10 protein-coding genes are annotated in these 12,929 nt (G+C 45.0%); 5 read left to right on the top strand and 5 right to left on the bottom strand.

The annotated features are described in order from the left end of the window. Window positions 1-63: 63 nt before the first annotated feature. Window positions 64-1,968, bottom strand: coding sequence for a metallophosphoesterase (locus BGP76_RS19585; protein ID WP_221409913.1), 1,905 nt, complete (start codon window positions 1,966-1,968; stop codon window positions 64-66). A gap of 418 nt (window positions 1,969-2,386) precedes the next feature. Between BGP76_RS19585 and BGP76_RS19590 the strand changes: the two genes are divergently transcribed. Then, on the top strand, window positions 2,387-2,914 hold the full coding sequence (locus tag BGP76_RS19590) for a DUF1697 domain-containing protein (RefSeq protein WP_119845912.1): 528 nt from the start codon (window positions 2,387-2,389) through the stop codon (window positions 2,912-2,914). A 22-nt stretch (window positions 2,915-2,936) separates the two neighbouring features. Here the strand turns inward: BGP76_RS19590 and BGP76_RS19595 are convergent, their stop codons facing one another. Genes BGP76_RS19595 through BGP76_RS19610 form a run of 4 tightly spaced genes read right to left on the bottom strand, consistent with a single transcriptional unit; the run spans window position 2,937 to window position 6,214 of the window. Further along, window positions 2,937-3,650, bottom strand: coding sequence for a LytTR family DNA-binding domain-containing protein (locus tag BGP76_RS19595; protein WP_119845913.1), 714 nt, complete (start codon window positions 3,648-3,650; stop codon window positions 2,937-2,939). Next, window positions 3,647-4,699 (bottom strand): sensor histidine kinase, encoded by a 1,053-nt coding sequence (locus tag BGP76_RS19600; RefSeq protein ID WP_119845914.1) that lies wholly within the window; start codon window positions 4,697-4,699, stop codon window positions 3,647-3,649. The genes BGP76_RS19595 and BGP76_RS19600 overlap by 4 nt, the downstream gene beginning before the upstream one ends. Window positions 4,700-4,738: 39 nt before the next feature. Next, a complete protein-coding gene (locus tag BGP76_RS19605; protein ID WP_073122714.1) occupies window positions 4,739-5,296 on the bottom strand; it encodes a hypothetical protein in 558 nt (185 codons plus the stop codon). 12 nt (window positions 5,297-5,308) lie between these two features. Then, the gene (locus BGP76_RS19610; protein WP_119845915.1) at window positions 5,309-6,214 is read right to left on the bottom strand and encodes an alpha/beta fold hydrolase; all 906 of its coding nucleotides are present in this window, start codon (window positions 6,212-6,214) and stop codon (window positions 5,309-5,311) included. 254 nt (window positions 6,215-6,468) lie between these two features. Here BGP76_RS19610 and BGP76_RS19615 point away from each other — a divergent pair, with 254 nt between their 5' ends. The 4 genes from BGP76_RS19615 (at window position 6,469) to BGP76_RS19630 (ending at window position 12,765) form a co-directional block, all read left to right on the top strand. Then, complete coding sequence (locus BGP76_RS19615; protein ID WP_119845916.1) at window positions 6,469-7,626, top strand: J domain-containing protein; 1,158 nt, start codon at window positions 6,469-6,471, stop codon at window positions 7,624-7,626. A 61-nt stretch (window positions 7,627-7,687) separates the two neighbouring features. Further along, window positions 7,688-9,241, top strand: coding sequence for a M1 family metallopeptidase (locus BGP76_RS19620; RefSeq protein WP_119845917.1), 1,554 nt, complete (start codon window positions 7,688-7,690; stop codon window positions 9,239-9,241). A gap of 111 nt (window positions 9,242-9,352) precedes the next feature. After that, on the top strand, window positions 9,353-11,188 hold the full coding sequence (locus BGP76_RS19625) for a peptidase M61 (RefSeq protein ID WP_119845918.1): 1,836 nt from the start codon (window positions 9,353-9,355) through the stop codon (window positions 11,186-11,188). Window positions 11,189-11,418: 230 nt separating this feature from the next. Next, complete coding sequence (locus tag BGP76_RS19630; protein ID WP_073122709.1) at window positions 11,419-12,765, top strand: PhoH family protein; 1,347 nt, start codon at window positions 11,419-11,421, stop codon at window positions 12,763-12,765. Window positions 12,766-12,929 lie beyond the last annotated feature (164 nt).

A 12,929-nucleotide genomic window follows, 5' to 3' on the forward strand; every position in this document is an offset into this window, starting at 1 on the left:
CTAACCCTATGTTGTGTCACACGGTGTGTTCAAGCAAATACTAAGTTCTCTTAGTTTATAGGACTAGTTGTCGACCCTAGATAGGACACCAGTCTTTAGGTCAATATTAAAGTGATCCGCAGGAGCTCCATGCGCGAATGAGTGAAGTATCCGAAGTATACCATGTATGGATTTTTGTAGAGGGTGTCTGGGATCAGTAATTATGGATGTAGAATAGAGTAGCTCATATTGAGCCAGCCTATTTTGACCGATATCCATAAAAGCCAATTCGTCCGCACTTCGAAGACGGTAAAAGTCTAATATAAGATCATATCCAGTCCAAGCTTCTAGTTGTGCTGGAATGATTGATTGATTGCGGATGAGGGAGTCGTAACGCTGTATCGACTCTTCGGATAGGTTTCTGGATGAAACAAAATCGTCGAATTCAGACGCGTGCTGTATCAGTGTAGCACGCAATAGATCCAATCCATTCATGCTTAAAAGTTGATCCTTTAGATCCTTAGGCCAGTCCTGCATAAACCGAAATCGGATGAGTTCCTTGAGGTGCCATTCAGTGTATTCATGGTAGCTCTTGGATTTTAATATTTCGTCATTCCAGAGGTTTTTGTGGTTTTGTGATTGTAGATAGTCATGTTCCATTTGATAGAGAGGAAACAACTCGTTGAATCTTGGAACCTTGTCTAACTTGACAGTTTCTACTTCGAACCGATCAGTATGAATTGTTGCTATTTTATAGCCTGGGATATAAGCGGCCAAGGATGGGACTTGTACATTGGTTAGATGATTCCCTTGTTCTGTCGTCCTCTCTCCGGTATCGTTGATGTGCATATGTCCACCAAAGTGTACTTTCAGTCCAGCGTCCGCAAAGGTTTGTGCGACAATTTCTGAAGGCACACGATGTAATTGGAGTTTGTTCTCCCCTAATACTTGCGCAATGTCTGCCGTCGCATCATCATTGAAGTCTATCATGGGGTAATGACTAAATGGGATCAGTGTTTTATCTAATCTTTTGGCGTTCTTTATAACTTCTTTGATCCATGGGATTAAGTGAGACTTGTGATGCATCACATTGTTAAATCCCGTACTAGCTCCTTCATAGCTATTTGGGTCATGCGGAGCATTTATGGCTTGTTGTTTTGGAACATAGACGTTGGCGTCTATTGACAGGAACCAAACTCCCTCGATAGGTTCTGAGAGATAACTAACGTCGGGAATTCGAAAAGGCTGAGCCCCGATGGTGTATTGTCGGACATCAAGAACTGCTTCTTGCTTAGCCAAATCAAAATCATAGTCTTCATAACTATAGCTAGAGTAGGGACTAGCCCAGTAGAGATCAGATGACTTAGGAAAGAAACCAAAATCTGCCAGTTCATTTGTAATGTCTCGATACCCTGATTTTTGTATATCGGAGGTGATCACCACGGGTAGATCATCCATAGATGAGCTGTTGTATAAGTCGGCTTGACTCATGATGACTTGCTCTTTTCCTCCTAGCCCCATAAAATCCGTTTTGCCAGCAGGCAGATTGAAAGGTCGTACAGGATCATGGTTGCCTGTCGCCATTAAGAAAAAGATACCATGTTTTGTCCTGTACTCCTCCAAAATCCGCTTTAGCGCACGAATATTTATGGGTTGACCATCGTCACTAAAGTCACCTGGCATGACTACATACTTGATTTTTCTTGATACTATGTCATCTAATGCAGCGATGAATGCGAAGTAATTTTCGTTAAATATCCGTGTGGAGTGGAGCTGAGCATCCATTGTCCGGATTGTATTATACTTACCGTTTGCCGGGTTTTTTATACCTCTGTAATCTGTGTCGCCCCATTGAGCATAGATGTCCTGTAGATGAATATCTGCTAAGAAGGCTATGGATAGGGGGTCGTTATGTTGTGTACAGCCTAAGTGGCTTATAGCGGCTGCTAATATGATACTAAGGAGTGTTATGCGATTAAAAATCATCATGGAGACGGGTTGAAAGAGTCTTTTGTAAAGTGCAAAATACTTGAAAGTCTATTTTTAATCTGCTTAAAGCAGAGTTATCAAACTGTTACTAATTATTGATTGTCAGAGGAGAGGAACCGCTCTCTCATCTACAAGTTGTGACTCTTTGTAGAAAATTGAATGAAGGAGAGCGCCAACTACCCGATTATTTTGGAGGACATTTCAGGCGTACTGCGTGCAGTTTTAAATGCCTCACTGACACATGCTTGATTTGGCTGAAATACCTATGGTTATTCGAAATTGATTCAGAGTGGAGTGAATATATTTTGCCTATGCTATGAGTTGAAAATGAACCGAGTCTGCCAGGTGTTTGTTGTAGGTTTAATTGCTAATTCTGTCTGCCTTGTGAAGTCTAGTTACTAATCTCTATCTTCATCCCATGAAAAAATACGTCGCACTGCTGAGAGGAATCAATGTCAGCGGACAAAAGAAAATCAAAATGGCTGAGCTGAAGGTCGCTCTGGAAGCAGTGGGCTTGCAGTCGGTGCAGACCTATATCCAAAGTGGCAATATAGTGTTCGAGAGCGAGGAGTCGGAGGAGCAGGCCGCTGCCTGCATCGAAGGGGCGATCTATGGAGCATACAATTTTGAGGTGCCGACGGTGGTGTTTGAGCAGTCGACTTTGGAGGGAATTAGAGCGGCGCATCCTTTTCGGACACAGGTAGAAGATACCAAAGGCCTTTATGTCTGCTGGATGCTGGACGAGCCTGCCGAGGATAGATTACAGCTTTTGGCGGATGCCGATCTAGGTGGAGATGAATATCAGATCATAGACCACCTCATCTATACGTGCTACCACCGGGGGATGGGGAAGTCCAAAATGGACATTAGTTTCTTAGAAAAGAAGCTGAAAGTCCGTGCCACCTCGCGCAACTGGAACACAGTGAGCAAACTCATCGAGATGTAATTCGATCAGCTGATGTGCTGAATCAAAAACTCATCAGCTCCTTGAACTTGAGGGTCTGTCGACGGGAAACCTCTACGATGGAGCCATCACGGAGGTGGATGCGTATGCTCCCACTAAACCAAGGTTCGACACGATCGATCCATTTGAGGTTGATGATTTGTTGGCGGTTGGCTCGGAAGAATGTCTGAGGGTCAAGGCGCGTCTCCATATAATTGAGCGTCTTGGGGATCATAGGGGTCTGCTCTTCGAAGTAGATTTTGGTGTAGTTGTCATAGATTTCGAAGATACGGATGTGCTTTAGTTCGACGAACCAGCAGTTCTCCCCGTCCTTGACGAATACTTGGCTGTTTTCAGAAAGTAGTTCTTTGGGTTGCTCTTGTTTGTCACTGAGTTTACTCCTGACTTTGTCCAGTGCTGTTTTGAGACGCTCTTCTTTGACGGGTTTTTGGAGGTAATCTAGGGCGTTGTAGTCAAAGGCCTTCATGGCGTACTCGTTGTAGGCGGTGACGAAGATCACTTCAGGTACTTCGTCGAGTAGCTCTAGTAGCTGGAACCCGTCCTTGCCCGGCATCTGGATGTCTAGGAAGATCAGGTCTGGGTGTACTTGTTCGATGAGGGCTTTGGCTTCATCGACGTTGGCCGCCTCGCCGACTATATCTAAACCCTTCGTGTTTTGGAGTAAAAACTGTAGCTCCTGTCGTGCCAGTTTGGTGTCATCTACTAGTATTGCTCTCATTGTCTTGCGGGGAATTGTAAGGTTGCGGTGACTAAATTATCCTTTTCTGTCAAATCAAAAGAAGGGGATACATCGAAAAGTAGCCTGATGCGTTCTTGCGCATTTTTGACGCCTATGCCTGTGCCTGTTTTGGAATGCTCGAGGCTGCCCGTATTGGATGCTGCGATGACGAGCTGGTCGCCTTGTTGCTGGATCGAGATGCGTATTTGTCCTCCGTCTTTGATTTGTGAGATGCCATGCTTGACGGCATTTTCGGCCATGGTTTGGATGATCATGGGAGGGATGATGCAGCTCAAGGTGTTTTCGTCCGCATCGACGTTGTAATCTAGACGTCCGTCGTACTGGATGCTTTCGAGATCGAGGTAGTTTTTGACGATATCGACTTCCTCAGCGATGGTGACCTGTGCCCGCTGACTAAAGGCGATGGAGTAGCGAAGCAAGTCGGAGAGGTTGGTCACCATGTCGCGGGCGATCATCGGTTGGTCGAGGATGAGTGCCCGGATGTTGTTGAGCGAGTTGAAAAGGAAGTGTGGGTTGATTTGTGCCTTGAGGGCAATGAGTTCGGCTTCCTTGAGCGAAGATTGAGTCTCTAGTTTCTCGATTTTATTCTTTCGGGCGCTTTCGGCGTATTTGTATCCCACATAGATAACACTCCAAAACATCAGCATGAAAAACAGGTTGGCAGTGTATAGAGGTATGCTCGACCACTCGATAGGGTGCACGGTGTTGTGCCAATCCAGTAAGCCGACCATCATCAAGTGTATCGCCGCGATCGCCAGTACCGAACCTGCAATCGTGAGTCCTAAAATTCGCAAGGCTAGTGCTCCAGTTCCTAGTTCGATCCATCCTTTGCGCAGAATGACGATTCTGATCGCGTGGGAGGTCAACAGTACACATAGCCCGATGATGACTTGTAGCGCGATGACTTTGGGGAGCTTGTCATCCTCGGTGTTGTAATTGACAGCATTGTAGATGAGTAACCCCACATATATGCCCCAGCCGATGAGTTGGCAGCTCCAGTAGAGGGTGGCTTTGGTGATGTTTTGCATGGGACGTAAAGATAATAGGTTCTTGTTTTCTCCTGTTTCTTATGACGTAACGATACTCGGCAGTTGTTTCTTTCTGTTTCGGAAGATGATGAGAGTTACGATGTAGATCGCTACGATGGCGAAAGGAATCGTGACGAAGCGGTCGTCGGGAAAGATATACCAAAGCGCAAGCAGTCCAAGGGTGCGTGTGACAGCATGAAATATCCCCACCCAGTGCTGAATGATCCAGGTGAAGGGGAGCCACATCGTCCCCGTGAGTATCCCAACAGCGAGCGGGAGCGAGCTGATGTCCTGACGAAAAAATGGGATGGCTATCGCATAGACAAGGAAGGATTGCCCTACGGCGAATAAAAATAGTTGGTCAAAGGGGTTCTTTTTCTTTCTCTGTTCGGAGAAGTTCTCCCCTGTGAATCGGGAGAGGAACATCGCCAAATAGACGATACTACCCGTACCGATGAATAGGATCCAGACGGTGGCCTCAGTAGAGAGAAAAATGCCTGACAAGCCGATGAATAGCCAGATGATTAGTCCCGCTAGAGGAGTAGCGATGAACGGGCGGTTAGAAAATTCGATTCTGTGTTGCTCTAGTGTTTTCATGGTTTGGGGAGATTATTGTTTGGAGAGGAAATCGGTCGTCTGCTGCATGAAGAAGTCCAGATCGTCCCACATGATGAAGTGCTTGCCTTTGTCAGAGAGTGAAATTTGCACGCCTTTCAGTTCGCTGTATTGATTTTGGAAGTTGGTTAGGGTCATTTCTTTGGTGACGCCATATTGGAGGTAGGCGATGTATGCGCCTAGTACGAGTACGGGCTTGTTGATCTGAGCGATATCGTCTCGTAGGTCGGTCGTGTAGAGATCGTACATGGCTTGCCCTACCGTGGACCGGTCACTGGCAGCACCCCACTGCATGGCAGTATCGATATTTGCTTCGTCAGTGATCATGGAGCGCAGGTACATGCGCTGTTGTTCGGCGTATTGTTCTGGCGGTGTGTTTTGTTGTGCAGCGATCATATTTTTAGCTGCGGGCTTCATGGATTCTTCGGTGGCTTGGGGGGTTTGGATCTTAGCGAGGAAGGGGAGTGCATCTACAATCACGGCTTTGCTGAATAGCTCTGGTTCTTGCGACAGCATATCCAAAGCAAGAAATCCGCCCAGACTGTGTCCGATGACGATGGGTTGATTGAGTTGGTTTTCCTGCACATAGCGAATTAGTTCGCTAGACATCTGGGGAGTGAAACCCTCTGATACATCGATAGCAGGTTGCCCCGCGAAACCTGGTAGTGTGATCACATGACAAGTGTAGTTTTGCTGGAGTTCGCTGACTGTAGCATCCCATACCGCTCCGTCGCAGGTGAGTCCAGGGATGAGAAGGATGTCTTGTCCCTGCCCAGATTGGTCGATGCGAAAGGAGTAGTCCTGTGCCTTGGAGATGGTTGAGAGTGCTGTGAAGATGCCGATGAGTACGGCGATCCATGGTGTGAGTGGGTTTTTGGATTGGCAAATTAGATTTTTCATGGCGTGTTTGTTTTTGTTGATGAATCAAAATTAGAGGGAGCACCTTTCGAATCATATCAACTTGTAGGGAGCGGTCGAGCAGGTCGCTGAGTGGTTTGATGTATCTATTAGGCTAGGTTAGTTTCTATGAATTGTAGTTTAGAGAGGAGTAATGTGTAAGTCATAAACGGGTTTTCAGTGGTAGGATAGTGAGATGCACTTGTGTTCGGTTTGATTTAGATTTATCTTGAATAGAGATGGATTAATACTGCGCAATGCAAAATCACTATGATATACTCGGGGTACTTATCTCTGCGACCAAGGCTGAGATTCGGGTCGCTTACAAGCGAAAAGCATTGGTATGTCACCCTGATAGATATTTTGGTGATCCCGCCAAAGAGGAGCAGTTCAAACAGATCAATGAAGCCCATCAAGTCCTGACTAACGACTATGCGCGAGCCAAATATGATATGGAGTTGCGCTATGGACAGATATCCGTACCGAGCTATAGCTCACCGCGTCCTACTAGTTATCATCGTGGGGCTAGACCTGTGCGACGTAGTACATCCATTACTTCCAAAGATAATATCCGTGCCACAGGCTATGCCTTTTTGTTCTCTATGATCATCGCAGTGATCATCAAACTGAGTATTTATTTCTATCAGGAGCAAAAAACGGCAGAATTAGCGGAGGTACTGGGTCAGCGTCGTGAGGTGTTCGAACGGGCACGTTCCGCCCGTGATTCGGGACAGTGGGTGAGTAGCTTGGAGATGTTGGCAGGTATGGGATATTTTTATGTTCAGGAGAACGACATCAAGGCGTTCAAGACAGACTTGTTGTCGGATATCAAACGGCAAGGAGATCAATACTTGGCAGAGGAGGAATATGCGGAGGCGTTGGTGCTGTATCAGTCACTTAAGGACTATTCTGTGGGCAACTCTATGGATTATATGAAGAAATTGGCTTTTGCGCACAAAGGGGTTGGCGAGATCAAAGAAGCACTTGATATCTATCGCACTTTGCACCTGTATGGTTATGAGTCTTTAGATTTCTATTACGAAATGGGGGAGTTGTACGAAACAGGAGTAGGCGATTTGACGCAGGCACTGCGCTACTATCAGATTTGTGCTGACAAAGCCATTGCTAGTTATGAAATCACCATTGGCAAAGCATACCCTATCATAATACATGCAGGATTGGTGCCAGATAGACATTATGATGTGTACATGAAGGTGGCCGAATTGCAATATCATACAGCGCAATATGATGCGGTGATCAGATCAGTGGCTTGGACCAAAGATATATGGCCAGACAGTACGCAGCAGTATGTTTGGGAGGCAAAGAGTTACGATGCGATAGGTGATCAAGGTGCGGTACGCCGTATAGTTGGGCTAGCTAAAACCAAAAAATCAGACTTTACCCTTGATCAATAGGAGTGTATGTTTTGACATGACGCAAATAAGCTTATTTTTGATGCATCATTAAACTCAACCTATGTTTCCTCGTTCCCAACTGCTTTTCCTCGTTCTAGTTTTATCTTTTCACCTTCAGGCACAGAATTCACAAGTAGATGCGCAGCATTATCGTTTTGATGTGACACTGAGCGATGCTTCGGACACGATACAGTGTGACGCACAGTTGACATTGCGAGTTGCTGAAGAGGTGGCCGTAGTGAGGGTGGATCTCGCACGGACGATGCATGTCTTAACCGTTACTCAGGGAGGAGATACGATCGGTTTTGAACACGATTTGGATGTACTGAAGTTGCCGACGGGAGGAGTGTCCGGAGAATTAACCTACTCAGTGCACTATCGTGGCGTGCCAGAGGATGGTCTGATCATCTCTCACAATAAGTTCGGAGATCGAACTTTCTTTTCGGATCATTGGCCTGACCGAGCGCGTGAGTGGTTGGCGGTAATAGATACGCCTGCCGACAAGGCTACTTGTGAGTTTGTGGTGACAGCCCCCATCCAGTACGACGTAGTTTCCAATGGTCATTTGCTATCCATCGATACCTTGTCTGTCGAGACCAAAATTACCCACTGGAAGATGGATTATTTGATTCCAACCAAAGTCATGGCGATGGGTGCTGCTGCATTTGAGACGCAGCAGTTGGATAGTATGTCGAGGGCTTGGTTGTACGCTCGCTCTGATGAGCAGGGACAGAATTATGATTTTGAAGAGGCACCAGAAGTATTGGCTTTCATGGTGGAGCAGCTCGGGGATTATCCTTTTGGGAAACTAGATCACGTAGAGTCTACGACCAAGTTTGGTGGGATGGAGAATGCCAGTTGTATATTTTATAGCGAAAAGCATATTATTGGTAACCAGGATGTTAATGGGCTAATTGCACATGAGGTGGCCCACCAGTGGTTTGGCAACAGTGCCAGCGAATCTAGCTGGGTGGATGTTTGGCTCAGTGAAGGGTTTGCCACCTACTACGAATATCTCTATATCCAGACCCAGTATGGGCTAGATAGTATGAGAGCACTATCAGACGAAAATGAAGAGCGTATTCGTAACTATGAGGAAAAGTATCCAGATCGTGCTATCCTTTACCCAAACTATGATCATATTTTCGAACTACTCAATCCGCTGAGCTATGACAAGGCAGCTTGGATGCTTCGTTTATTATCCTATCAGGTGGGGCAGGATGTTTTTGCTGAGATAGTGAAAACGTACTATCAGAGCCATACTTATGGCAATGCCACCACAGATGAGTTTATTGCAGTGGCGGAGGAAGTGTCAGGCAAGGATCTCAAGTACTTTTTTCATCAGTGGCTTAGTGTACCCGGCGCTCCCGATGTACGCTATACCTGGAAGTATAAACGAAATACACTAGAACTAAGCTTTGAGCAACAGACAACATTTACTTATCAGTTGATGATAGATGTCCCTGTGCAGACTAGCAACAATCAGGTGGAGATTAGGCAAGTGTTTTTGACTCAAAAGAAACAAACTTTTAAACTAGAAGAGGTGATGATCCACAATGCGCCGGATCTTGACCCTCTCAATATTATTTACGGCCGAATCCAAGAGAAAGAATAGATTTCGATGTGAGAAAGGGATTGTGATGGTATGGTTTTGACCATTCATCATAAAGTCATTTTGACCAATAGACGAATTCATTAGCTTGTCATTCCATTATCTTAACTAAGTATGAAAAAGAAAATATCCTCAATATTAGTATGCCTACTAGCGCTGTCCGTACAAGTGATCGGGCAGGAAAAGTACCAAGTCAACATCGATCTTGCTCATGTCGTGGATGACAAAGTACAGGTGACTTACACGCTCCCCAAAGTGACCACAGATACGATAGAGTTTCATGTTCCTAAAATTGTACCCGGCACTTATTCGATCTATGATTTTGGTCGTTTTTTGATGGAAATCGAAGCGAAAGATTCAGAAGGGAATGTACTGCCTACTGCAAAGTTGACCGACAATAGAACGCAGATCACGGGAGCGACTGGATTGACGACATTGTCTTATTGGGTAGAGGATACATATGACACGAGTCAGGGCAATAAGATTTTCGAACCAGCAGGGTCTAACATCGAAGAAGATACTTGTTTCGTACTTAACACTTTTGCGATGGTCGGGTATCTAGAGGGAATGAAAGATTTGCCATACGAGGTGACCGTGACCAAGCCCGTTAGCCTTTTTGGCGCATCAGCACTGAACAAAACAGTGATCAATGATTCTACCGACGTGTTTACTACCTCGGATTATTTTAATCTGGCCGATGGCCCGATCATGTACAGTGTACCAGATACTGCGACTTTTGTGGTAGGAGGGGCAGAAGTACTGATCTCTGTCTACTCGCCAGGAGGTATATTGGAGTCTTCATTTGTAAAAGAGCAACTGATCCCCACGTTGGAGGCACAGAAACAATATATGGGTGGTGAGTTGCCCGTGGATAAGTATGCTTTTTTGATTTACCTCTTTCAGGGAGCGTCAGCATCAGGAGGGTATGGTGCGTTGGAGCATTCGTATTCATCGATGTATTCTTTGCCAGAGGCTGACCCGAGTTATCTTGCGCAAGTGGTGAGAGATGTAGCTGCACATGAGTTCTTTCACATCGTGACCCCACTCAATATTCACTCAGAAGAAATTGGCGATTTTGATTTTATCAATCCTAAAATGTCAAAGCATCTATGGTTATACGAGGGTATGACGGAGTATGCTGCGGGATTGGCTCAGGCCAAATATGGAGAGATGAGTCTAGATGCGTACTTAGATGGTCTGAAAGGGAAAATAAAAAATGCAGAACGTTATAAGGATGATTTGCCATTCACCGAGATGAGCCTTCATTGCCTAGATGAGACCAAAGATCAGTATGGTAATGTGTACCAAAAAGGAGCGTTGATAGGGATGTCGCTAGATATCGAACTTCGTGACCTCTCGGATGGAGCCTATGGTGTGGAGCAGATGATGATCGACCTGTCTAAGAAGTTTGGTAAGGAAAAGTCTTTTCAGGACGATCAGCTTTTTGACATCATCACAGAGATGACGTACCCAGAGATTAGAGAATTTTTTGCGGAGTATGTAGAAGGGAAATCGGCTATCCCATATGAGGATTATTTGGCGAAAGTGGGGGTGGATTTTACTTATGGAATTTCGAAAGATGAGCTATCGTTGGGGCATATTAGTTTTGGTGTGCATGATTCGCTGTTGATGATCAATTCCGTCTCTCAGGTCAATGCCTTCGGAGAGGAAATGGGTTATGAAGAAGGAGATATACTCTACGAGTTTGATGGTAAAGTCGTGGATATTAGTAACTACGAAGAGGTTTTTTCTACTTTCAAAGAAGAACACCAGGCAGGAGATAAAATCACTGCGGTGGTATTGAGGAAAAATAAGAAAGGGAAATACAAAGAAGAGAAACTAAAGGCGTCGGCATTGGAAGTGAAAGTCAAAACTGCTGGTGAAATTAAACTGATAGAGGAGCCCACAGAGGAGCAATTGTCCCTGCGCAAGGCATGGGTCAACAAGTGATAGTAGTCACAAAAGGGAGTTGAAATACTGTCTTTGTCAGTAGCTATTCGCTTTTAGCCCCCACAATATTTATGAGATGTTAGATGCCATATCAATTTACCCAACGGACTGGTATGGTGTCTAACAATCTAAAGTCTTGATTCTAGGTTTTTGTCTGAAACCAGTAGTGGTTTTTGTTGTAGTTGTTCTGTTTTTTATACAGTTTAACGATAGGAAAAACCACCACTCTTATGGCGAAAAAAAACAGCGTAAAAAAGATTTTTGTTCTTGATACCTCTGTAATCCTCTTCTCTCATGATTCGATCATGAATTTTGCCGAGCATGACGTAGGCATCCCCATCACAGTACTAGAAGAGCTCGATAATTTCAAAAAAGGTAACGATACACTCAACTTCGAAGCACGTGAGTTCACGAGACTGTTAGATAATCTAGCAGCGGATCACATGCTACAGGATTGGATCCCACTCAATGGGCATGGGCGAGGTAGACTAAAGGTCCTCATGTACTCAGATACCAAGACAGACTTGGATGCAGAGCGGATTTTTGGTGAGAAAAAAAATGATCACAAAATCATCAATGCAGCACTGAAACTCCAAAAAGAAGAGCCTAAGAAAAAGGTAATTCTAGTATCAAAGGATATCAATCTGAGACTAAAAGCTAAGTCTCTAGATCTGTCAGCGGAGGATTACGAAACGGGTAAGATCAAGAACGTCGATTCGATGGCAGCACTGGGCAAAAGTGAAGTCAATCGTGTGGCAGCCACGACCATCGATGAGTTGTATAAGAATATGGAGGTTTCGGCGAAAAAAGCACTAGGAAAACTAGAACCTATCAACAACTGCTATTACATTCTGAAGAGTTCTAAGAACTCTGCCCTATCGTTTTACAACCCTGTGTCAGAAAAAATAGCACATGTAGAAAAACGATCGGTCTACGGGATAAAACCTAAAAATGCTGAACAGGCTTTTGCGATCCATGCGATGATGAATCCCGAGGTAAAACTCGTAGCGATTACAGGGATAGCAGGGACAGGAAAGACACTGATGGCACTGGCCTCTGCACTGCAGCAGCGTAGGGACTTCAAGCAGATCTACATTGCTAGACCCATCGTGCCATTGAGCAACAAAGATATCGGTTATCTGCCAGGTGATATTAAATCCAAGCTAAATCCCTATATGGAACCGCTCTGGGATAACCTAAAATTCATCCAAAACCAGTGGAAAGAAACTGAAAAGGAGAACAAGCAACTGACCGAGATGGTCAATCAGGAGAAATTACTGATTACACCACTAGCATATATCAGAGGGCGTAGTTTGTCGAATATCTATTTTATAGTGGATGAGGCACAGAACTTGACACCTCATGAGGTGAAGACGATCATTACCCGAGCGGGCGAAAACTGCAAGATTGTATTTACAGGTGACGTGAATCAGATCGATACGCCATACCTTGACTCTCAGAGTAATGGACTGTCCTATCTAGTAGATCGTCTACAGGGACAGTCAATCTTTGCGCACATCACTTTGGAGAAAGGGGAGCGTTCGGAATTGGCAAATATTGCAAACGAACTACTGTAGAAGCAGCATTTACTGGAGGAGTACTGCAGTTAGTGTGACTTTGTGCATCATGACTGGAGTACTCTTTTTTATTGCTACTGTACTCTAACAGTGAAAGAACTTCTTCTGGGGTATGAGCTACGATCTTAGACTGGAGGAAGCCCAGTTGTACAATTACTAGGAGC

Source organism: Reichenbachiella sp. MSK19-1 (assembly GCF_003590315.1).
GTDB classification, from domain to species: Bacteria; Bacteroidota; Bacteroidia; order Cytophagales; family Cyclobacteriaceae; genus Reichenbachiella; species Reichenbachiella agariperforans.